The 20,868-nt window shown below is 60.7% G+C and carries 21 protein-coding genes; 5 read left to right on the top strand and 16 right to left on the bottom strand.

All coding sequences use genetic code 11. The features are described from left to right. Positions 1-478: 478 nt before the first annotated feature. A complete protein-coding gene (locus LCU97_RS19375; RefSeq protein WP_232777499.1) occupies positions 479-2,143 on the top strand; it encodes an electron transfer flavoprotein-ubiquinone oxidoreductase in 1,665 nt (554 codons plus the stop codon). Positions 2,144-2,326: 183 nt separating this feature from the next. On the opposite strand, the gene LCU97_RS19370 is transcribed toward LCU97_RS19375, so the two are convergent. Further along, positions 2,327-3,217, bottom strand: coding sequence for an AraC family transcriptional regulator (locus LCU97_RS19370; protein WP_053150252.1), 891 nt, complete (start codon positions 3,215-3,217; stop codon positions 2,327-2,329). A gap of 179 nt (positions 3,218-3,396) precedes the next feature. Here LCU97_RS19370 and LCU97_RS19365 point away from each other — a divergent pair, with 179 nt between their 5' ends. Then, positions 3,397-4,449: an NAD(P)-dependent alcohol dehydrogenase gene (locus LCU97_RS19365; protein WP_053150249.1), complete on the top strand. Its 1,053-nt coding sequence runs from the start codon at positions 3,397-3,399 to the stop codon at positions 4,447-4,449. 18 nt (positions 4,450-4,467) lie between these two features. On the opposite strand, the gene LCU97_RS19360 is transcribed toward LCU97_RS19365, so the two are convergent. The 5 genes from LCU97_RS19360 to LCU97_RS19340 form a co-directional block, all read right to left on the bottom strand. After that, positions 4,468-5,271, bottom strand: coding sequence for an IclR family transcriptional regulator (locus LCU97_RS19360; protein WP_053150246.1), 804 nt, complete (start codon positions 5,269-5,271; stop codon positions 4,468-4,470). Positions 5,272-5,330: 59 nt separating this feature from the next. Further along, the gene (locus LCU97_RS19355; protein ID WP_053150243.1) at positions 5,331-6,641 is read right to left on the bottom strand and encodes an MFS transporter; all 1,311 of its coding nucleotides are present in this window, start codon (positions 6,639-6,641) and stop codon (positions 5,331-5,333) included. Between the two features lie 191 nt (positions 6,642-6,832). Beyond that, positions 6,833-7,981 carry a galactonate dehydratase gene (dgoD, locus tag LCU97_RS19350; protein ID WP_053150238.1) on the bottom strand — a complete coding sequence of 383 codons (1,149 nt, stop codon included), beginning with the start codon at positions 7,979-7,981 and terminating at the stop codon, positions 6,833-6,835. 47 nt (positions 7,982-8,028) lie between these two features. Next, positions 8,029-8,649, bottom strand: a complete 621-nt coding sequence (locus tag LCU97_RS19345) for a 2-dehydro-3-deoxy-6-phosphogalactonate aldolase (RefSeq protein ID WP_232777498.1) — start codon at positions 8,647-8,649, stop codon at positions 8,029-8,031. Between the two features lie 13 nt (positions 8,650-8,662). Next, positions 8,663-9,640 (bottom strand): 2-dehydro-3-deoxygalactonokinase, encoded by a 978-nt coding sequence (locus LCU97_RS19340; RefSeq protein ID WP_232777497.1) that lies wholly within the window; start codon positions 9,638-9,640, stop codon positions 8,663-8,665. Between the two features lie 186 nt (positions 9,641-9,826). On the opposite strand from LCU97_RS19340, the gene LCU97_RS19335 reads away from it, so the two are divergent. Continuing rightward, a complete protein-coding gene (locus LCU97_RS19335; protein WP_232777496.1) occupies positions 9,827-10,459 on the top strand; it encodes a glutathione S-transferase family protein in 633 nt (210 codons plus the stop codon). 5 nt (positions 10,460-10,464) lie between these two features. On the opposite strand, the gene LCU97_RS19330 is transcribed toward LCU97_RS19335, so the two are convergent. Beyond that, positions 10,465-10,947 carry a GNAT family N-acetyltransferase gene (locus tag LCU97_RS19330; RefSeq protein ID WP_053150223.1) on the bottom strand — a complete coding sequence of 161 codons (483 nt, stop codon included), beginning with the start codon at positions 10,945-10,947 and terminating at the stop codon, positions 10,465-10,467. 187 nt (positions 10,948-11,134) lie between these two features. On the opposite strand from LCU97_RS19330, the gene LCU97_RS19325 reads away from it, so the two are divergent. Together LCU97_RS19325 and LCU97_RS19320 are read left to right on the top strand one after the other, a co-directional pair. Further along, on the top strand, positions 11,135-11,479 hold the full coding sequence (locus LCU97_RS19325; protein ID WP_053150220.1) for a hypothetical protein: 345 nt from the start codon (positions 11,135-11,137) through the stop codon (positions 11,477-11,479). A gap of 31 nt (positions 11,480-11,510) precedes the next feature. After that, entirely contained in the window at positions 11,511-11,891 is a 381-nt protein-coding gene (locus tag LCU97_RS19320) for a Rho termination factor N-terminal domain-containing protein (RefSeq protein WP_053150217.1), read from the top strand. Between the two features lie 139 nt (positions 11,892-12,030). On the opposite strand, the gene araH is transcribed toward LCU97_RS19320, so the two are convergent. From araH to LCU97_RS19275, 9 genes are all read right to left on the bottom strand, one after another. Then, the gene (araH, locus tag LCU97_RS19315) at positions 12,031-12,999 is read right to left on the bottom strand and encodes an L-arabinose ABC transporter permease AraH (RefSeq protein ID WP_053150214.1); all 969 of its coding nucleotides are present in this window, start codon (positions 12,997-12,999) and stop codon (positions 12,031-12,033) included. Between the two features lie 9 nt (positions 13,000-13,008). Next, entirely contained in the window at positions 13,009-14,553 is a 1,545-nt protein-coding gene (gene araG, locus LCU97_RS19310) for an L-arabinose ABC transporter ATP-binding protein AraG (RefSeq protein ID WP_053150212.1), read from the bottom strand. Positions 14,554-14,655: 102 nt separating this feature from the next. Next, positions 14,656-15,660 (bottom strand): substrate-binding domain-containing protein, encoded by a 1,005-nt coding sequence (locus LCU97_RS19305; RefSeq protein WP_053150209.1) that lies wholly within the window; start codon positions 15,658-15,660, stop codon positions 14,656-14,658. A 171-nt stretch (positions 15,661-15,831) separates the two neighbouring features. Further along, positions 15,832-16,650 (bottom strand): SDR family oxidoreductase, encoded by an 819-nt coding sequence (locus tag LCU97_RS19300; protein WP_232777495.1) that lies wholly within the window; start codon positions 16,648-16,650, stop codon positions 15,832-15,834. 113 nt (positions 16,651-16,763) lie between these two features. After that, positions 16,764-17,639: an SMP-30/gluconolactonase/LRE family protein gene (locus tag LCU97_RS19295; RefSeq protein ID WP_232777494.1), complete on the bottom strand. Its 876-nt coding sequence runs from the start codon at positions 17,637-17,639 to the stop codon at positions 16,764-16,766. Further along, complete coding sequence (locus LCU97_RS19290) at positions 17,636-18,382, bottom strand: FadR/GntR family transcriptional regulator (protein WP_053150200.1); 747 nt, start codon at positions 18,380-18,382, stop codon at positions 17,636-17,638. Before LCU97_RS19290 ends, LCU97_RS19295 begins: the two co-directional genes overlap by 4 nt. 173 nt (positions 18,383-18,555) lie before the next feature. Then, the gene (locus tag LCU97_RS19285) at positions 18,556-19,116 is read right to left on the bottom strand and encodes a DUF1285 domain-containing protein (RefSeq protein WP_232777493.1); all 561 of its coding nucleotides are present in this window, start codon (positions 19,114-19,116) and stop codon (positions 18,556-18,558) included. A gap of 15 nt (positions 19,117-19,131) precedes the next feature. Next, complete coding sequence (locus LCU97_RS19280) at positions 19,132-19,737, bottom strand: DUF4823 domain-containing protein (protein WP_053150192.1); 606 nt, start codon at positions 19,735-19,737, stop codon at positions 19,132-19,134. 97 nt (positions 19,738-19,834) lie between these two features. Then, positions 19,835-20,803, bottom strand: a complete 969-nt coding sequence (locus LCU97_RS19275) for a GTP 3',8-cyclase MoaA (RefSeq protein ID WP_232777492.1) — start codon at positions 20,801-20,803, stop codon at positions 19,835-19,837. Positions 20,804-20,868 lie beyond the last annotated feature (65 nt).

The raw sequence follows: 20,868 nt of genomic DNA, 5'->3' as shown, positions 1-20,868 counted from the left end.
GCGCAAGGGCACCTCTAAAAACGCCGGCATGAACCACACATGACTTGCTCACGGGAGTGAAGACCGTTCGTCAGTGGTGACCGATGAGTCATTCATTATCGCGGCGTGTAAACTGCGCGTCCGAACCACGCGTTACGTCACTTTGTGCTGCCTTCGCCCTGTCTTTAGAGGTGCTCTTGAAACCAACAGTCAGCCTACGGCGAGCGCAAAACCGCCCGTATCTTGACCGGAACACCTATTCCGGTCAATACGGCAAAATAGCCAGTCATAAGCCGTACGTCAGTGATTTACCGGGCCTCCAGCGATTTCAAACAAACGTTTGTATTGGACCCTGAGAGTGGTGTAGATATAATGCGCCCCCAAGAGAGAATCGCGGGTCATCCATTGTCGCTTTCGTCGCTGCGGTGAAGGAAACAATGGATGCAACGCCAAACCTCCAATTAGAAAAAACCGCTGAGCCTTGAGTAGGAGATAGCCTGTGGAACGCGAATACATGGAATTCGACGTGGTCATCGTCGGTGCCGGCCCCGCTGGCCTGTCTGCCGCTTGCCGACTGAAACAGAAGGCCACCGAAGCCGGTAAGGAAATCAGCGTCTGCGTGGTCGAAAAAGGTTCGGAAGTCGGTGCGCACATCCTCTCCGGCGCCGTGTTCGAACCCCGCGCCCTGAACGAGCTGTTCCCGGACTGGAAAGAACTGGGTGCGCCGCTGAACACGCCCGTCAAGCGCGATGACATTTATGTCCTGAGAAACGCCGACACCGCGAGCAAAATCCCTGACTTCTTCGTGCCCAAGACCATGCACAACGAAGGCAACTATATTATTTCCCTGGGCAACCTGTGCCGCTGGCTGGCCCAGCAGGCCGAGAACCTGGGCGTGGAAATCTACCCGGGGTTCGCCGCCCAGGAAGCGCTGTTCGACGAGAACGGCGTGGTCCGCGGGATCATCACCGGCGACCTGGGGGTCGACCGCGAAGGCCATCCGAAGGAAGGCCTGTACACCCCTGGCATGGAATTGCGCGCCAAGTACACGCTGTTCGCCGAAGGCTGCCGTGGCCACATCGGCAAGCAGTTGATCAAGCGTTTCAACCTGGACAGCGAGGCCGACGCCCAGCACTACGGCATCGGCCTGAAGGAAATCTGGGAAATCGACCCGGCCAAACACCAACCCGGCCTGGTGGTCCACACCGCCGGCTGGCCGCTGGACATCATGGGCACCGAGAACACCGGCGGCTCCTTCCTCTATCACCTGGAAAACAACCAGGTGGTGGTCGGCCTGATCGTCGACCTGTCCTACAGCAACACCTTCCTGTCACCGTTCGACGAGTTCCAGCGCCTCAAGCACCACCCGGTGCTCAAGCAGTACCTGGAAGGCGGCAAGCGCGTCAGCTACGGCGCCCGAGCCATCTGCAAGGGTGGCCTCAATTCGCTGCCGAAAATGGTGTTCAAGGGCGGCGCGCTGATCGGCTGCGACCTCGGCACCCTGAACTTCGCCAAGATCAAGGGCAGCCACACCGCCATGAAGTCCGGCATGCTCGCCGCTGAGTCGGTGGCTGAAGCGCTGTTCGCCGAGAAAGATGGCACTGAAGAGCTGACTACTTACGTTGACGCGTTCAAGAAGAGTTGGCTGCACGAAGAGCTGTTCGCCAGCCGCAACTTCGGCGCCGCGATTCACAAGTACGGCGCCATCATCGGCGGCGGCTTCAACTGGCTCGACCAGAACATCTTCGGCGGCAAGCTGCCGTTCACCCTGCACGACAACAAGCCGGACTATGCCTGCCTCAAGCTGGCGGCCGATTGCAAAAAGATCGACTACCCGAAACCGGACGGCAAGATCAGCTTCGACAAACTCAGCTCGGTGTTCATCTCCGGTACCAACCATGAAGAAGAACAGCCCTGCCACCTGAAGTTGACCGACCCGAGCATCCCGATCGGCAAGAACCTGCCGCTGTACGACGAACCGGCCCAGCGCTACTGCCCGGCCGGCGTGTACGAAGTGGTGACCCAGGAAGACGGCGAGAAGCGCTTCCAGATCAACGCCCAGAACTGCGTGCACTGCAAGACCTGCGACATCAAGGATCCGGCGCAGAACATTACCTGGGTGACGCCGGAAGGCGCCGGTGGGCCGACTTACCCGAACATGTAAGCCGATTCGCTGAACAACGAGGCTCCCGCAATGGGGGCCTTTTTGTTGCGTGCTATTTCAAGAAACACCGAGTCCGGAATGTGGGAGCGGGCTTGCTCGCGAAGGCGAGATGTCAGTAACAACATGGCTGACTGATAGGCCGCTTTCGCGAGCAAGCCCGCTCCCACAGGGATCTTCAGTGGATCAAGCCGCGCGCTCTTCCCCTGGGCTACGCTCGAAATAACGCTTGTACTCCCGACTGAACTGCGACGAGCTCTGATACCCCACCTGATGCGCCACCTGCGCCACGCCCAACCCTTCGACGAGCAACAACCGTTGCGCCTTCAGCAGACGCAAACGCTTGAGGTACTGCACCGGCGAGAGCAACGTGCTGCGCTTGAAATGCTCATGAAACGTCGACGCGCTCATGTTGGCGCAACTGGCCAATGTCTCGACGTTCAACGGCTCGGTGAAATGCGCATGCAGATGACTCAGGGCCGCGGCAATCCGGGCAAACTGCCCATGCTGTTCCACCAATGCCCGCAATACGTCAGCCTGGGGTCCGCGCAAGGCAACGAACAGCAGCTCCCGCAGCCGCGCCTGGCCCATGACCTGGCACTCCAACGGATCGTGCAAGCACTGCAACAGACGTTCGACACAGCCACGCATGGCGTCATCGAGCTCGGCGCTGGTCATGGACTCCGGCGTCTGGGCTGCCAGGCTTCGTCCCGGCGTCAATCCCATGGCCAGCACCAACTCACCCAACATCGCCCGATCGATCGCAACGGAAATCCCGAGCAGCGGAGCATCGGGCATGGCATAGGTTTCGCACTCGAACGGCACCGGCAACGCCTGGATCAGGTAATGCCCCGCGCCGTATTCCAGCGTGCGAGGCCCCAGGTACGCCAGTTTGCTGCCCTGGGCGATGATGACCAGGCTCGGTTCGTAAAGCTGCGGACCACGGGCAATATCCTGGCTACACCGCAGCACTTGCACGCCAGGCAATCGCGTAGGGATGAAACCGTCACGGTTGGCCAAGGGTTCGATCAGCGAAACCAGCGCCGCGTTGGCATCGAGATGGCGGGTCAACAACATGGGAAAGACTTCACGGAAAAAGGGATAGGAACATCATCGCAGGTCTGGCACTCCATAGGATCAATTCACGGCCAAGGCCGGAGGATTAGGCATGACACCCGTAGGAATCGCCATCGCCCCATGTCGTCACGGCTACCAGAATAGATCGCCTCATTGTTCACTGCTCAGCGAGGTTCATTATGTACACCGCCATCGGATACGCCGCCCAATCGCCTACCGCCCCCCTCGCCCCCATGAAGTTCGAACGGCGCAGCCCGCAGGCCGACGACGTGGCAATCGACATTCTCTACTGTGGCGTCTGCCACTCCGATATCCACCAGGCCCGCAACGAATGGGGCATCGCTGTTTACCCGCTGATGCCCGGCCACGAAATCGTAGGCAAGGTTACCGCCGTCGGTGCGAATGTTACGCGCTATAAGGTTGGCGACCTGGTGGGCGTCGGCTGTATGGTCGACTCCTGCCGCCAATGCGATGCCTGTCGCGCCGACCTGGAACAATTCTGTTTAGAGGGCATGACCCAAACCTATGCCAGCCCGGATCGTGTCAGCGGCGGGCACACCATGGGCGGTTACTCCAACAGCATCGTGGTCAAGGAGCATTTTGTGCTGCGCATCCCGGCCGCGCTCGACCCGGCCAGCGCCGCACCGATTCTCTGTGCCGGCATCACCACCTACTCGCCCCTCAAGCACTTTGGCGTAAAAGCCGGCGACAAGGTCGGCGTGTTGGGCATGGGCGGACTGGGCCACATGGGCATCAAGTTCGCCAAGGCCATGGGTGCGGAAGTGACGTTGTTCACCCGCTCGGCCAGCAAGGCCGAAGAAGCCCGTCGCCAGGGCGCCGACCATGTGATCGTGTCCACCGATGCCGAACAGATGGCCGCCGCGGCCGGTCGGTTCAACTACCTGCTGGACACCATTCCGGTGCAGCACGACCTCAACCCGTACCTGAGCACCCTGCGGTTCGACGGTGTGCACATCCTGGTAGGCCTGGTCGAGCCGATCGATCCGCCGGTCCATGCGGCCAATTTGATCATGGGCCGTCGGGTCCTGGCCGGATCGTTGATTGGCGGAATCGCCGAAACCCAGGAAGTGCTGGATTTCTGCGCCGAACACAACATCAGCTGCGACATCGAGATGCTCGACATCCGTCAGATCAATGAAGCCTACAGCCGCATGATCGCCGGCGACGTCAAATACCGCTTCGTCATCGACATGGCGACCCTCAAGGCCTGAAGCCACACAGGCCACTAATCAGACCTTGGCGCCCAACTCCGCCGACAGCCGGGCCGTGACTCCTTTGACCAGGGGAATCAGCTCGGCCATTTTTTCCAGCGGCATGTAAGGCACGGTGCTGGCAATGCTGATACCCGCAACGATGCGCTTGCCCGCATCGCGGATCGGCGCCGCCACGCAGCGAATCGAGGGTTCGTTGTCTTCCAGGTCGAACGCGTAGCCTCCCGCCACATATTCTCGCATCCGCTGCTGGAACTGCTCCCAGGATTGCTCCTGATGCTGCGGCCAGAACTGATTTTTCCCTGCCGCTGGCTGGCTGATTTCAAACAACCTTTGCCACTGCTCCTCGGTGTCGTCCAACATCAGCGCCTTGCCGATCCCCGTGCGTGCCAACGGCATGCGATGACCTACGCGGGAACGCATCTCCGGACCGTAGCGGCCCGGATTTTTCAACAGGTACAAGACCTCGTCGCCCTCGCGAATCGCCAGATGCACCGTGTCGCCGGTCAGCGCCGACAGCTCATCCAGATACGGCCCCGCCAGGTTTACCAGCGGTAACTCTTCGCGCGCCTGGAAACCCAGCTCGATCAACTTGGGCCCCAGCAGGTAGCCCACTTGCGGCACCACGCGCAGGTAACGTTCGTCCACCAGGCAACTAGCCAGGCGATGTGTGGTGCTACGGGTGGTGCCGATCAGCCGGGCGATCTCCTTCAAGTCCCGCGCACCGCTGGCAACCGCCTGGACCACACCCAGGCCGCGCAGCAATGTCTGGGTGCCTGTAGGCGCTGCGTCCTTGGTGATTTTTGGATCGTCTTGCTGCATATCCGGCCTTCAACAGTGATCGGGGAACGGGCGGCATTATGGTCGCCCGCCCCGTCGGACTACAACTCGATGCGCTCGACCTTACCCACCAGCAGGATGTAAGACAGCGCACCTGCCAATGCCAGTACAGCGATATAGGTGATGGCCGGGGCAAACGAATCGCCGTTGGCCAGGAAACCAATCACAATCGGCGTGGCAATGGCGGCGAGATTACCGATGAAGTTGAACACCCCGCCCGTCAGTCCGAGCAGACGCGCCGGCGCCAAGGTGGACACCAGCGACCAGGTGATCGAAGCCAGCCCATTACCGAAGAACGCCAGCGCCAGGAAAGCGATCACCAGCGGCGTCGATTCGACAAAATTGGCACCGATGATCGACGTGGAGATCAGCAACCCGCCAATGATCGGCAGCTTGCGTGCAAAACCTACGCTGGTGCCACGACGGATCAGCCAGTCGGAAAAGAAACCGGAACACAGCACGCCGACGAACGCCGCGAGAAATGGCAACGACGCGAGCAGACCGGACTTGATGAAATCCATGCCGCGATATTTCACCAGGTAGGTCGGGAACCAGGTCAGGAAAAACCACAGCGTGGAGTTCAGGCAGAACTGGCCCAGGTAGATGCCCCACAATTTGCGCTGGGACAGGACGATGCCCAGGTCGCTCCAGCTGAATTTCGCCTTGGCCTTGGCCGTGTCGGCCTGGATATCCACCAACCCGCCACCTTCGCGGATCAGTTCGATTTCGCCCGCGTTGGCCCCTTTGAAATCACGGGGTTCGCGGTACACGGCGTACCAGATCACCGCCCAGAGAATGCCCACCGCGCCGGTTGCCACGAACACCATGTGCCAGCCGAACGCATGCTGCAGCCAGGCCAGCACAGGCGTCAGGAATGCCAGGCCGACAAACTGCCCGGAGGTGTAGAAGCCGATGGCCGTGGCCCGTTCGCGTTCAGGAAACCAAGTGGTGACCACACGGCTGTTGATCGGATAAGCCGGCGCTTCCAGCGCACCGACCGCCATGCGCAACACGAACAATGCGATGAAACTGGCGGCAAAACCCAGCATTACCGTCGCCACCGACCACAGCAACAGCGCGGCGCTGTAGAGAATGCGCGGCGGCACCCGGTCCACCAGCCAGCCCCCGGGGATCTGCATGGCGGCGTAGGTCCAGCCGAACGCCGAGAAGATCAGCCCGACATGAATCGGATCGATACCCAGGTCGCTGGTCAGCGCGGGGGCGGCGATGGACAGGTTGCTGCGGTCCAGGTAGTTGATCACGACGGTGATGAACAGCAGGACCATGATGAAAAAACGCTTGCGGCTGGGCGTCACCAACGACGCCTGCGCGCTCAAGGTGTGCGCTTGCATGTGAGGTGCCTCTTTTTATATTTGTCGAATGCGGCAAAAGTGGAGCGAGCCTCTGTGGGAGCAAGGCTTGCCCGCGATGAACGATGACGCGGTCCGTCTGGAAAACGCATCGCCTGCATCGCGGGCAAGCCTTGCTCCCACACCTTGCTCCCACAGGATTCCATGGCTTGCACAGTGTGATCAGGCCTCAATCACCACTCCGCAAAACTGCCATCGGCATGCCGCCAGATCGGATTGCGCCAGCGGTGTCCGACGGCGGCACGCTCGATGACGTACTCCTCGTTGATCTCGATGCCCAGGCCCGGGCCATTAGGGATCTTCACGAAACCTTTTTCGTAATCGAACACCCGCGCATCCTTGACGTAATCCAGCAGGTCGTTGCTCTCGTTGTAGTGAATGCCCAGGCTCTGTTCCTGGATGAACGCGTTGTAGCAGGCCGCGTCCAGTTGCAGGCAAGCCGCCAGGGCGATGGGGCCCAGCGGGCAATGCAATGCCAGCGCCACGTCGTAGGCTTCGGCCATGTTGGCGATCTTGCGGGTTTCGGTGATGCCGCCGGCGTGGGATGCATCAGGCTGGATGATGTCCACGTAGCCTTCGCTGAGCACACGCTTGAAATCCCAACGGGAAAACAACCGCTCACCCAAGGCAATCGGCGTGCTGGTCAGCGGCGCCAGCTCCTTGAGGGCTTCATAGTTTTCGCTGAGCACCGGTTCTTCTATGAACATCAGCTTGTAGGGGTCGAGTTCCTTCATCAGCACCTTGGCCATGGGCTTGTGGACCCGACCGTGGAAGTCCACGCCGATGCCGACGTTCGGTCCCACCGCGTCGCGCACTGCCGCAACGTTGGCGAGGGCCAGGTCGACTTTTTCAAAGGTGTCGAGGAATTGCAGCTCTTCGGTGCCGTTCATCTTCACGGCGGTGAACCCGCGCCCTACCGCCTCTTTCGCGGCGCGGGCGGTGTCTGCCGGACGGTCGCCGCCGATCCAGGAATAGACACGGATCTTGTCCCGCACCTGGCCACCGAGCAAATCACTGACCGACACCCCCAGCGCCTTTCCCTTGATGTCCCACAACGCCTGGTCGATGCCGGCCAGGGCACTCATGTGCACCGCGCCGCCGCGGTAGAAGCCGCCGCGATACAGCACGGTCCAGATGTCCTCGATATTGCGTGGGTCTTTGCCAATCAGGTAGTCAGACAATTCTTCAACGGCAGCCGCCACCGTGTGGGCACGACCTTCGACCACGGGCTCGCCCCAACCGGTCACGCCTTCGTCGGTTTCGACCTTGAGGAAGCACCAGCGCGGCGGAACGATAAAGGTGGTCAGTTTGGTGATTTTCATCTTGTTGTCTCTCTTATTGGATGCAGCGCCGAGCGCCGGAAAAATCTTTAGTTCAGAGCCTTCCACGCGGCCACGTAAGCCTTGGCGCGTACCGCCACTTCATCGGCCGTCAGGCCCGGTTTGAACAACCCGGAACCGAGGCCAAAGCCCTTCACGCCCGCCTCGACGAACGCCGCCATGTTGTCCGGGGTAATCCCACCCACCGGCACCAGCACGGTCCCGGACGGCAATACCGCAAGCCAGGCCTTGACCACCGCCGGGCCCATCTGCTCGGCGGGAAACATCTTCAACATATGGGCGCCTTCGGCCAACGCGGCAAACGCCTCGGTCGGGGTGGCGACGCCCGGGGACAGGTACAACCCCGCTGCTTTGGCCGCGCGCAGTACTTTCGGATCGCTGTGGGGCATGACGATCACCTGACCGCCAGCGGCCTTGACCTGCTCCACCTGCTCCGGCGTCAGCACAGTGCCGGCACCGATCAGGCAATCGGCGGGCAAGGTACTGCGCAGGATGCGGATACTTTCGTACGGCTCGGGGGAATTGAGCGGCACTTCGATGACGCGAAATCCGGCGCTGTAAAGGACTTCGCCGATGGCGGCCGCCTCTCCGGGGCGCAGACCACGTAGGATCGCGATCAGCCCGTTGTGCGTCAGTGCTTGTGTGAGCATGTCAAACCTCCAGTCAAATTTGGCGATCGAGCAGCCCGGCCGCCAAAGCCAGTTGCCACAACCCGCGTTCGGTGGCCTGTTCGGTCAGGGTCACCCGGGCGAAACCGCACGCGTCGAGGGCCCGTTGATAGCGGGCGCAGAGTTGAGGGTTGCCGATCAACACCACGGCGGGCAGATGAACGCTGTTGCGTCGTTGACGTTGCACCGCTGCCAGCGCCGTCAGCTCATGGCCGATCAACAGGCCGGAGAGATAGTCCGCTTGGGCGTTCGCGCCAAGTTCACCGGTGAGCCCCAGGCTGCGGGCGCTGAACACGGTGGACAACGGACCGGCCTGACCGTCGGGAGACAAGGCCACCCGCACACCACGATCGAACGCCGGGCCGTCGAACGCCGCGCCACGCTGTTGAGTGCGTCCGAGAATGCTGTGGTCACTGAGAACGGCGAAGATTTCGCCGGTCATGAAGGTATCGAAATGCACGATGCAGCCGTCGACCACCTCCACCCATTTCGAATGACTGCCGGGCAGGCCGATCAGTACGGCTTCGTTCGGCAAACTATGCAGCGCGCCAAGCACCTGGGTTTCTTCACCACGCATGACATTGGGCAACCGCGAACGCTGGATCACGCCGGGCACGATGTGCACATCGACACCGCGAAGGCTGCGAACGGTTTGCAGGGAATGTCCGAGGTTGGCGACGTTGGCAGGCGTGCCGCAGTAAGGCGCTTCGCGCCAACCCTGGGCGCTGCCGACCATGCCGCAGGCGATGACAGGCAGGTCCGGCTGTGCGTCCAGCCAGTCGCCACACGCCTCATCGAAGGCCAATTCAAATCCGTCTCTGCAGACCTGCCCCGCCACGGTCCGCGGCCCCGAGGGCAACTGCATGATCCCCGACGACAGCGAACGCTGTTCGAGCACTTGGCCTCCGGCGGCGATTTTATAAGCCCGTAGTGAGGTGGTCCCCCAATCGAGCGCGATCAATTGCGCCTGCATCCGCTTCACCTGTTCTGTTTATTGGCAGTGAGTGGAACGGACTATAAACCTTGGCACAGGAAAATCTCAATATATAAATATCAATCCCATATATTGGGAAAATCCAGAATCAAATCCCATCGCCAACCGCCAGCGACCCTGTTAAGTTCCTGCCTGGATGTCTTCGCCACTCAGGGAGAAACGTTTATGGGCCAACTGCTGAAAATCCTCGGTCGCACTTCTTCGATCAACGTCAGAAAAGTGCTGTGGACCTGTCAGGAACTGGATATCCCCTACGAACGAGAAGATTGGGGCATTGGCTTCAATTCCACCCATGATCCGGCGTTCCTCGCTCTCAATCCCAACGCCCAGGTGCCGGTGATCATTGATGAAAACGGCGTGCTGTGGGAGTCGAACACCATCTGCCGCTATCTGGCAGGCAAACACGGGCGCGGCGATCTGCTGCCCATCGAGCCCGCCGCCCGGGCACGCGTCGAGCAGTGGATGGATTGGCAAGCGACCGAACTCAACCGCTCATGGGGATACCCTTTTTACGCTCTGGCGCGCAAGGACCCGGATTGCCAGGACCCGCAACGTATCGCCGCCGGCGTCAAGGATTGGAACGAAAAGATGGGTCTGCTTGAACAGCAACTCAGCCGGACCGGCGCCTACGTGGCCGGCGCAGACTTCTCCCTGGCTGACGTGCTCATCGGCCTGTCCGTGCACCGCTGGCGCCAGACGCCGATGGAGCGGCCCGACTACCCGGCCGTGGCCGCCTATTGCAAACGGCTCGAACAACGACCGGGTTTTGCCGAATACGGCGGGGACGCTTATTCCTGAAGCTCTCAGTTGCCTTGGGCGAAATCCCGCAGCACCTTGCCATCCATCCGATAGCGCACCCACTCCTCCTGGGGCTGCGCGCCGAGGGACTTGTAGAACTCAATGGCCGGGGTGTTCCAGTCCAGCACGCTCCACTCGAAACGACCGCAATCGTTGTCGCAGGCGATCTTCGCCAAGTGCCGCAATAAAGTCTTGCCTGCCCCACCGCCCCGTTGTTCCGGCGTGATGTACAAGTCTTCAAGGTACAGGCAGTTGCTGCCCAGCCAAGTGGAATAGCTGAAGAAAAACACCGCGAAACCGATCGGCACGCCGTCACGCAGGCAAATCAGCCCATGGGCGGTCGCGCCCTCGCTGAACAGACTGCGCTCGATGTCCGCCACACTGGCGATGACTTCGTGACGGGCCTTCTCGTAATCCGCCAGCTCGGTAATAAAGGCAAGGATTTGCGGCGCATCGCTGGGTTGCGCAGGACGGATCTCGATCGACATGAACGGGCCTTGTAGCCAATTGAAAGCGCCATACTAAGCCGCTATGCGACGCTCGTCACATGCCAATCCATGGGAATGACCGCAACAAGCTCATGTGCTGAAAGCGCCATTCGTCGATCCCGAGGCACCATCGTCATCCCTTCACGGCCCAAGATCAGGCAAGCATCTGAAAAATGGAGGCGACACCATGATCATTTCAAGGCTGACAGCGTTCACATTTGCCGCACTGCTCTCTTCGGTGGCCTTCGCGGCTTCCACCTCCGGTACCGGACCGACCGACCCGGTGCAGGCGCCCAATTCCCCTGCCACCCAAGGTATGCCCAAGCTGAACACGGACGGCACCGGTGGCACCCTGAACAACGGTCAGCCACCCGCCACCGGCACCGATCCCCGTGTGCAGGGTAACGATATGGGTCGCCAGGGCGGCATGAACACGCCGGACTCTACCGCGCCTGATAACGCCGAAACTGGCGTGGGTTCGAAGACCACCACGGGCGGGTCGGGCTCCGAGGGTGGCGCTGCCAGCCAGTAATCCAGGTCACATACTTGAGGAGGACCAGCCCATGCCTCGTGGAAGCAAAGACAAATACACCGCCGAGCAAAAGCGCAAGGCCGAGCACATCGAAGAGAGTTACGAGAAAAAAGGTGTGTCCGAGAACGAAGCCGAAGCGCGGGCCTGGGCGACCGTGAACAAACAGTCCGGCGGCGGCGAACGCTCCGGCGGTTCGGGGAAGAAAAAACCGGCCGCCGAGAAGAAAACCGATCGCAAGGAATCAGCCCGTCGCGCAGCCAAGACCCGCGAAGGTCATCCGCGTACCAGCAAGGCCTCCCACGAAGCCCAGACTGTGGATAACCTGATGAAGGAGGCGCGGGCGAAGAATATTCCCGGCCGGTCGAAAATGCGCAAGCAGGAACTGATCGAGGCCTTGCGCAAGGCCGCGTGATCGCTGGTGTCCTGGCGGCCTCATCGCGAGCAGGCTCGCTCCCACAGGGTCTTGTGCCAACAGCAAAACTGAGGTGCAGCACTGATCCACTGTGGGAGCGAGCCCGCTCGCGATGAGGCCCGCCCGATCGACGCAGGCTTCAGCGCTGCTTCATCCGGTCAATGACCACCGCCAGCAGCAGGATCGAGCCACGAATGACGTACTGGTAGAAGGTGTCGATGTTCTTCAGGTTCATCGCGTTCTCGATGATCGCCAGGATCAGCACTCCGGCAATGACATGGCGGATCATGCCGATACCACCGCTCAACGACACGCCGCCCAGCACGCAGGCCGAGATCACCGTCAGTTCGAAGCCCTGGCCGATCATCGGTTGGCCCGACGTCATGCGCGATGCCAGGATCACACCCGCCAGCGCACCGATCACGCCATGCACGGCAAAAATGATGATCTTGGTGCGATCGACGTTCACCCCCGCCAGCAGCGCCGCTTCCTGATTGCCCCCGATGGCCATGGTGTTGCGCCCGTAGGTGGTGTAGTTCAGCAGCCAGCCGAAGAACAGGAAGCAGACGATGGTGATCAGGATAGGCACCGGCACACCGAACAACTGGCCGTTGCCATAGACAAAGAACGACTCCTGGGAAATACCCACCGCCTTACCATTGGCGAAGATATAAGCCAGGCCCCTGACGATCTGCATGGTCGCCAGCGTCGTGATCAGCGCGTTGACCCGCAGCTTGGCAATGACGATGCCGTTGATCAGGCCGACGATCAGGCCCATCACCAGCGCTGCACTGATCCCCAGGAAGACGCTGTTGGTGTCACGCATCACCACCGCCGCGACCACGCCAGCGCAGGCAATCACCGAGCCGACCGAGAGGTCGAAGTGACCGGACGCCAGGCAATACAGCATAGTGCAGGCCGCAATACCGGTGGTGGAGATCGCCAGCCCCAGGCCTCGCATGTTCAGCGGGGACAAGAAGTTATCGATCATCAGCGTGCAGAGCACGAAGACCCCGATGGCCGCCAGCAGCATGGCCCAGTCGTCCAGGAAACGCCGCATATCCAGGGGTTTGCGTGCCGTTGGCAGTGCATTGTTTTGAATGGTCATGATTACCTCTCAGTTCGCCGCGTCGGCAACGCGTTGGCGTGGCAGCGCCAGTTGCAGCAGATTGGATTCATTGGCCTGGTCACGCGGCAGTTCGCCACGCATGGCCCCTTCGCAGAGCACCAGGATTCGGTCGGAAATGCCCATCACTTCCATCAGGTCGCTGGACACCACGATCACGGCAATGCCCTCGGCCGCCAGGTTGTGGATGATCTGATAGATCTCGGCCTTGGCCCCGATGTCGATGCCACGGGTCGGCTCGTCCAGCAGCAGGACCTTCATCGGCATCGACAGCCAGCGACCGAGGATCGCTTTTTGCTGATTGCCGCCGGACAGGTACATGATTTTCTGCCCCGCCGTCGGGGTCTTTACCTTCAACGCCTTGATCTGTTTGTCGGCGTTGCCCCGTTCCCAATCGCCGCGCAACAGGCAACCAAAAGTGGAATGAGCGCTGCGGGCGCTGATGTTGATGTTCTCGCCGACGCTGGCCAGCGGCATGATGCCTTCCTTCTTGCGATCCTCCGGGCAGAGCAGCACGCCGGCGGCGATGGCATCCCGGGGCGAGCGCAGCTTCAGTTCCTCACCCTGCAGCAGCAATCGCCCATCGGTCTGACGCTCCAGGCCGCTGAGCAAGCGTAGCAGCTCGGTGCGCCCGGCCCCCACCAGCCCGAACAGTCCAAGGATCTCGCCTTTGTGCACCTGGAAACTGACCGGCTCGCGCAGCCCCGGACCGAGCAACCGATCGACCTGCAACGCGACCTCGCCGCGCTCGCGGGGACGGTAGTCATAGATGTCCTCGATATCGCGGCCGACCATGCATGTCACCAACTGGTCATGGGTCAGTTCGCCCATGTCTTCGAAGGTCCGCACGTAGCGGCCATCCTTGAACACCGTCACCGCGTCGCAGATGCGAAACACCTCTTCCATGCGGTGACTGACGTAAAGCACGACTTTGCCCTCGTCACGCAGGCGCGCGATGATCGCCATCAGGCGGTCGATTTCCCGTGCTGAAAGGCTGCTGGTGGGTTCGTCGAAAGCAATAACGTGGGCGCCCCGGGACAAGGCCTTGGCGATCTCTACCAACTGCCGCTGACCGAGGGACAGACGCCCGACTTTTTCCTGGGGGTCGATCTCATCGGCCAGGCCTTTGAGCAGCGCCAACGCCTGCTGGCGCAGCACGCCGCGATTGACCAGGCCGAAACGAGCCGGCAAATGCCCCAGGAACAGGTTTTCGGCGACGGTCATTTCCGGCACCAAGTGCAATTCCTGGTGGATCACCGCCACACCGCTGGCGATGCTGTCGGCAGTGCATTTGAAGACCATCGTCTGCTCGCCGATCTGCAACTCGCCGCTGCTCGGGATATAGGCACCGCCGAGAATCTTCAACAACGTGGACTTGCCCGCGCCGTTCTCACCCATCAAGGCATGAACCTGCCCCGGATGGGCGACGAAACTGATATTGGCCAGCGCCTGCACACCGGGAAAGGATTTGCCGATCCCGTTGAATCGCAAGCTGCCGCCTATGCTGTATTGCTGTGTCGCTGTCTGCGCTTGCATAACCACCTCGAACTCACAGAGATCAAGCGGCGCCGCCTGCGTGCCCCATCCTACAGACTGCAGAACAGGACACCGGCACCGCTTTTTTGAATCAACCGACCGTCAATTCCACAGGCCGATCTTTTCCAGCTCCTGCTTGAAGTTCTCCCGGGTGATCAGCGTCACCTCGTCCATGGCGGTGTACTTTGGCGGTTCCTTGCCGGTGGTGACCCACTCGAACATCATCTCGGCGGTCTTGTAGCCTTCGATGTGCGGACTAGGCAGCATCGAGCCGAAGAAGCCGCTCTCGGGTTTCTTCAACTCGCCGATGGCGTCGGTGCCGTTGATGCCGATGCCGATCACGTTGGCCGCCTTGAAGCCGGCGGCTTCGGTGGCACGCACGCCGCCCAGCACAGTGTTGTCGTTCATGCCGCCGATGATCAGGTTCTTCGCAGCGCTGGGCAGTTTCACCAATGCGGAGTTGGTGGAGTCCATGCTGCCCGGTACGTCGAGCGTCTTGAGTGCCGAGTAGAGGATGTGGTCCTCCGGCATGCCGGCTTTCTTGAGGGCGTCGACCGAACCGTCGGTGCGTTTCTTGCCGGTGTCCAGTTCGTTGAAGGTGTTGATCACCGCGTAGGTGTCTTTCCAGTCCCAACCGCGTTTCTTCGCCTCAGCGGCCATGGCGGCCCCTTGCTTCTGGCCCACTTCGAATGCGGCCATGCCAAGGTACGGCACATCCTCCATGAACTTGCCGCTGGCATCGACGAAGCGGTCGTCCACCGCGATGACTTTCAAATCATTGAGCTTGGCCTTGGCCATGATGGCCGGGCCCAGGGACACGTCCGGCGGGCAAATGACAAAACCCTTGGCGCCGTTGGCGGCAAGGCTGTCGATGGCCGAGAGAGTCTTCTCGCCGTCAGGCACGGCGATCTTGATGACCTTGAAGCCCTTGTCCTTGCCGGCTTTTTCAGCGAATGCCCATTCAGTCTGGAACCAGGGTTCCTCGGCCTGCTTGACCAGGAAACCGATTTTCACTTCCTCAGCCGCCAGCAGACTGCTGCTGAGGCTGAACGCGGTAACCGCCAGGGCGGCGCGACACAGGGAACGAATCCCACGGCGATGATTCATAGCTGACTCCTTGTTTTTTTTATTGAAAGCCAAACGTCCGGTATCTACCCCACCATCGGTGGTACTGCGCAGGCCGGGCGGTCAAAGCGTGTTGCTACAGCATAGATCCAAATAGTCATATCGTATGATGATTGGATGACAGGCACGTTGATGCCTGAAACCCCGGACATTTCAGTCGTGATACATGACCGAACGTCCACCATCGAGGGTGATGCATGAAGCGTTGATGAATGGGGCTTCGTCGCTGGCCAGGAACACGGCCGTCATCGCTACCTCGATCGGCTGGCCGATGCGCCGTGGAGGGTGCAGGTTCATTGCTCGCTGGCGCTCGGCATGAGGGTCGGCGAAGCCGTTCCAGTAATCGATGTTCAGTTGGGTTTCGATATAGCCTGGCGCGATGGCATTCACACGCACGCCCTTGGGTGCGTATTCGATGCCCAGGGCACGAGTCAGCCCCAGCAAACCGTGCTTGGCCACCGGGTAAGGGAAGCAACCGGGAATGATGTGGGACGAATGGGTCGAAGCGATGTTGATGATGCTGCCGGCACCCTGCTCGATCATCTGTGGCAACACAGCCTTGCAGCCATACCAGGCCCCGTCCAGGTCGATGGCGAAGCAGCGTCGCCAATCTTCTTCGGTCATTTGCAGCGGGTCACGGAATACATTGACCCCGGCGCAGTTCACTAACACATCGATGCGGCCATGCAGCTCGACGGCACGACGGGCCATGGCGTGCAGATCCTGCTGGTTCGATACATCGGCTTTCAGTGCCTGCACGTCGGCGCCGCGCTCACGCCAATGCACGGCGACCTTCTCGACTTTTTCAGCCTGGATATCGCTGATCACCAGCCGAGCCTGCTGGGAAGCGAACGCGGCGACGATCGCCTCGCCAATGCCTTGGGCGGCGCCCGTCAGCAGCACGACCTTGTTTTTCAGTCGCTCGCCCTTCGGTGGCTCAGGCACCGGCGGCAAGGAGAGGGGTTCAGCCATGGAAACTTCACCTGCTTTGTTTTTTTTGTAAGTGCGTATCGCTGATAGGACCGACTATAAACCCGACCGCCAAACAATCTCAATATATATATTTACATCCCATATTTTGGGATTTAACCCGCAAACCGTGTGCAAGCCACGCCTGGGATATCAACCCGCATGGACAGCACCGCACCGTCCAAAGGGTGTCCCAGCGGGCTTGCCGCGCTGGTGATGTACAACGTCTTGAGATCCTCGCCACCGAACACACAACTGGTGGGGCGACTGACTGGCAGTTCGATGACCCGGTCGACATGGCCATCCGGACTCAACCGCAGCAGGCAGCTGCCATCCCAGCGGGCGTTCCAGATATAGCCCCGGGCGTCCATTGCCGAACCATCCGGGCCGCCGCGCGAGTGAGGACCGAACCAGACCTCGGCTGGCGCCAGGTTGCCATCGGGATGAATGAAGTGCCTGTACAACGTGCCGTCGAGGCTTTCACCGAAATACACCGTGGTCCCGTCGGGAGACCATAACAGCGTGTTGGGGATGCCAAGTCCGCGCAGCAATGGCATGACCCGGCCATCGCCGCCCACGCGAAACAGGCCACCCGAGCGCCGCTCGATGGGCAGGTCTTCGCCGTTTTCGCCAATGTTGTTCTGCATGGTGCCGAGCCAGAGCCGACCCAACGCATCACAACGGGCTTCGTTGGCCCGATTGCCCGGCTGAGGGTCGGCCATGCACAGCAAAGTCAACCGGGGCTCCAGGCCCGGCGATTCCAGGTCCAACCGGTAGACACCACTGCTCAGCGTCACCAGGGCATCCCCGCTCTGCGTCGGGATGAACGCGGAGACGTGCTCGGGCATCTGCCAGATATCCACATTGGCGCCGATCAACCGCAGCGCCTGCTTGCCCGCGATGTCGACCCAATACAATGCCCGGGTCGCCTCGTCCCAGAACGGCCCCTCGCCCAGTTTCGCCCGGTGTTCCGTCACAGCCGTCCACATCATTGAATCCTCCTGTTTCCGGCTTGCCCGGCAGTGTCTGTACGACCGGCCATCAAGTCAGGGTAAAAGCGCTTGATGGCCAGGTCAGCGTTATCGATCAAGGTCATGCAGGCCCAGACACCCCGCGCAGCGTCACGGGCGGCGATGGCTTCGGCGATATCCTTGTGGATGGGTAAGGTCCGGCGCAGTTCATCCGGATCGGCCGCCGACACCTCGAACGACACCGCCAGCAACGCCCCCAAGGCCGGGACCATTTGTTCGATGAATTGATTGTGGCTGGCGGCTAGGATGCATTCGTGGAAATACTGGTCGGCGCGGTTGTAGTCGGCGTCGCTGTCCACGGCCCGCTCCAGCGCATGATAGGCCAGACGGATTGCCTCTATCTGCTGGGCGGTCGCCCGCTCGCAGGCCCAACGCACCGCCATGGGCTCGATGGTGCGACGCAGGTCGAGCAGGTCGTCGACAAAGTTTTCCGGCAGCCCGCTGCGCGATAGCCAACCGACGACCTGTGGATCGAACAGATTCCAGCGTCGCACCGGCAAGACCCGCGTACCGACTTTCGGCCCGACTTCCAGCATGCCCTTGGCCACCAGGGTCTTGATCGCCTCGCGGATGACCGTGCGACTGACCCCCAGTTGCTCCCCCAGGTCCGCCTCGACCTTGATGGTCTGCCCTGGCTTGACCTGGCCGGCGGCGATCCAGCCACCCAGCCAATCGACGGTCGATGCATGAAAACTGCTGGACATGAAAACCCCGCGGCCACTCTTTATGGGTGGCTCACGCTAATCATCATATGATTGGGTGTCAATCCGAATTTACGCAAAATTGTAGGAGCGGGCTTGCTCGCGCAGACGGTGGGTCAGTCAAATCAACACTTGCTGATCCACCGCCTTCGCGAGCAAGCCCGCTCCCACAGGATTTACGGTTCCAGGCCGATCGGGAAGAACATCCCACCACTCCACACGCCCAACCACCTCTGCCCCTCGATCTCGCGGCTCACCGCCAGCTCCACCAACTGGTAGAACACATTGCGATGAATCAGTGCCTCGAGGTTGGCGCGCACATGTACATAGGGCGCGGGTTCCTGGGTCTGCGGATCGATCACCACTCGCATAGGATGCTCGGGACCGGCCTCGGTGGTTTCATCGACGTTGGTCGTGAAGCGCAATACCTGTCCCTCTCCCTCGCCTTCGACTTCGAGGGTCACGGCTACGAACGGCGCATCGTCGACCCGAATGCCGACTTTTTCCACAGGGGTAATCAGGAAGTAATCATCGCCATCGCGGCGGATGATGGTGGAGAACAGCTTGACCATCGGCTTGCGCCCGATAGGCGTGCCCAGGTAATACCAGGTGCCATCGCGGGCGATGCGCATGTCAATGTCGCCGCAGAAGTCGGGATTCCACAAGTGGACCGGCGGCAGGCCTTTGGTCTTGGGGATCTGCCCCAGCAGGTCATTGGCTTTTTGCGGTCCGCTCATGGTGATTCCTTATGTTTACTCGTTGCTCATCCCCAACAGGCTGCGAGCATATTCACGCAAGGGCGTGGCGATGAGGTCTTGTGGCTGTTTGTCATGCAGCGTCAGCAAACCGCCGCGACTCTTGATACGTGCAGTATCGATCAAATACTGGGTGCTGGTCTCGATCAACATGATCTGAATCACGCTGGTGTCGACCCCCAGACGATCTACCGCCTCTTCATCGAGCCATTCATCAGTATTGCCAATACGGTTGTCAGCCTTGGCGAATCGGGTGTACAGCAGGTAATGCGCACCGGCGGCACGAGCTTCGCCCATGGCCTGGTCAAGTCCTTCGGGCACCCGGGCACGACGAACCATGGGGAAGTATTCGATGAAACCATTGAAAGCTTCTTCGGCCACGACATTGGGACGTGGATAGGCACTGCCCGGCGGAGCGAAGGCGCCTTGGGCAATATAGATGAACGAATCGGGCTGGATACGCAGGTTATTCACACGACGGCTGTCGCTGTGATCCAGCAGACCGGCATCGCTCATGTGATAACGCACGCCCTCCCCCATGTCGCTGACATTCATGCAGCCACCAAGCGCCATGACGGCCAGCAGCAAAACCAGGCTACGCATCCTACCCTCCAGAAACCGGTGTCGGAAAACCGGCGAATGGTCGTTGGATGCAGCTTTTGCGCCAGCTCGATAGATAAGGGGGTCGCCACAAGGCAAATCAGCCGCCTATGATCTTCATGATGGTGGCCCCACCGGAGAACGCCACTTCCTGCTTGTCTCCCAGAGCCTTGACGAGCAGCCGCTGGATGGCCGGCAATGCCTGATGGCGAGGCTTGTCCAGCAGATCGCCAATGTAGTGGCGATTGCTCGACGACAAACAACCATGCAACCAGCCCGTAGACGACAACCGCAGCCGTGAGCAGGTGCGACAGAACGGAACGCTCTCGTTGGCAATCACTCCGAAATACCCCATTCCCGGTATTTCATAACGCACCGCCGTGGCATCCACCGGCGCGTTGGCTTGCAGATACTCGTACCGGTCGCCAATCAGGCTCAACAACTGTTGAAGACTGACGAACTGCTGCAAAAAACCATTGGAATCGCTGGCCAGATGGCCCATGCGCATCAACTCGATGAAGCGCAGCTCATAACCCCGTTCGAGGCAGTAATCGAGCAGCGGCATCACCTGGTCCAGGTTCTGCCCGCGCAGCGGCACCATATTCACCTTGATCTTCATCCCCGCCGCCCGAGCCTGTTGCATGCCGTCGAGCACCGTCGCGAGGTCACCGCCACGAGCGATACTGCGAAATGCCGCAGGGTCCAGGGTATCGAGGGAAACGTTGATGCGGCGGATACCGGCTTGCAGCAGCAGCGGCAGTTTTTTCGCCAACAGTTGGCCGTTGGTGGTCAGGCTGATGTCCTCCAGACCCATCTGCCCCACTGCCGTCATGAAGTGCTCCAGCTTGGGACTGACCAGCGGCTCACCCCCGGTGATGCGTAGCCGCTCGATGCCGGCAGCTTCGATCAGATAAGCCACGCCACGAGCCATCGCTTCGGCCGACAGTTCATCCTGCGCAGCCACCAGCCGCTTACCGTCAGGTACGCAATAGGTACAGGCGTAGTTGCAGGCGGAAGTCAGGCTGACCCGCAAATTGCGAAAACGCCTGCCCTGACGATCAACGATCATGGATCACTCCGGCGGAAGAAGAATCGGACGAGCCGAAACTTGACCTAGAATTCAAGTTTTAGCAA

This window comes from Pseudomonas uvaldensis, from assembly GCF_021271205.1.
In the GTDB taxonomy this organism is placed as follows: Bacteria; Pseudomonadota; Gammaproteobacteria; order Pseudomonadales; family Pseudomonadaceae; genus Aquipseudomonas; species Aquipseudomonas uvaldensis.
This window is presented reverse-complemented; position numbering and strand designations above follow the sequence as displayed.

What these genes read in the sequence shown, in the direction of transcription:
- LCU97_RS19370 (WP_053150252.1), bottom strand. Translation starts at nt 3,217, where the DNA reads ATGTTGTTGACCCGCCATCTCGATGCCAACGCGGCGCTGGTTTCGCTG.
- LCU97_RS19365 (WP_053150249.1), top strand. Translation starts at nt 3,397, where the DNA reads ATGTACACCGCCATCGGATACGCCGCCCAATCGCCTACCGCCCCCCTC.
- LCU97_RS19360 (WP_053150246.1), bottom strand. Translation starts at nt 5,271, where the DNA reads ATGCAGCAAGACGATCCAAAAATCACCAAGGACGCAGCGCCTACAGGC.
- LCU97_RS19355 (WP_053150243.1), bottom strand. Translation starts at nt 6,641, where the DNA reads ATGCAAGCGCACACCTTGAGCGCGCAGGCGTCGTTGGTGACGCCCAGC.
- dgoD (WP_053150238.1), bottom strand. Translation starts at nt 7,981, where the DNA reads ATGAAAATCACCAAACTGACCACCTTTATCGTTCCGCCGCGCTGGTGC.
- LCU97_RS19345 (WP_232777498.1), bottom strand. Translation starts at nt 8,649, where the DNA reads ATGCTCACACAAGCACTGACGCACAACGGGCTGATCGCGATCCTACGT.
- LCU97_RS19340 (WP_232777497.1), bottom strand. Translation starts at nt 9,640, where the DNA reads ATGCAGGCGCAATTGATCGCGCTCGATTGGGGGACCACCTCACTACGG.
- LCU97_RS19335 (WP_232777496.1), top strand. Translation starts at nt 9,827, where the DNA reads ATGGGCCAACTGCTGAAAATCCTCGGTCGCACTTCTTCGATCAACGTC.
- LCU97_RS19330 (WP_053150223.1), bottom strand. Translation starts at nt 10,947, where the DNA reads ATGTCGATCGAGATCCGTCCTGCGCAACCCAGCGATGCGCCGCAAATC.
- LCU97_RS19325 (WP_053150220.1), top strand. Translation starts at nt 11,135, where the DNA reads ATGATCATTTCAAGGCTGACAGCGTTCACATTTGCCGCACTGCTCTCT.
- LCU97_RS19320 (WP_053150217.1), top strand. Translation starts at nt 11,511, where the DNA reads ATGCCTCGTGGAAGCAAAGACAAATACACCGCCGAGCAAAAGCGCAAG.
- araH (WP_053150214.1), bottom strand. Translation starts at nt 12,999, where the DNA reads ATGACCATTCAAAACAATGCACTGCCAACGGCACGCAAACCCCTGGAT.
- araG (WP_053150212.1), bottom strand. Translation starts at nt 14,553, where the DNA reads ATGCAAGCGCAGACAGCGACACAGCAATACAGCATAGGCGGCAGCTTG.
- LCU97_RS19305 (WP_053150209.1), bottom strand. Translation starts at nt 15,660, where the DNA reads ATGAATCATCGCCGTGGGATTCGTTCCCTGTGTCGCGCCGCCCTGGCG.
- LCU97_RS19300 (WP_232777495.1), bottom strand. Translation starts at nt 16,650, where the DNA reads ATGGCTGAACCCCTCTCCTTGCCGCCGGTGCCTGAGCCACCGAAGGGC.
- LCU97_RS19295 (WP_232777494.1), bottom strand. Translation starts at nt 17,639, where the DNA reads ATGATGTGGACGGCTGTGACGGAACACCGGGCGAAACTGGGCGAGGGG.
- LCU97_RS19290 (WP_053150200.1), bottom strand. Translation starts at nt 18,382, where the DNA reads ATGTCCAGCAGTTTTCATGCATCGACCGTCGATTGGCTGGGTGGCTGG.
- LCU97_RS19285 (WP_232777493.1), bottom strand. Translation starts at nt 19,116, where the DNA reads ATGAGCGGACCGCAAAAAGCCAATGACCTGCTGGGGCAGATCCCCAAG.
- LCU97_RS19280 (WP_053150192.1), bottom strand. Translation starts at nt 19,737, where the DNA reads ATGCGTAGCCTGGTTTTGCTGCTGGCCGTCATGGCGCTTGGTGGCTGC.
- LCU97_RS19275 (WP_232777492.1), bottom strand. Translation starts at nt 20,803, where the DNA reads ATGATCGTTGATCGTCAGGGCAGGCGTTTTCGCAATTTGCGGGTCAGC.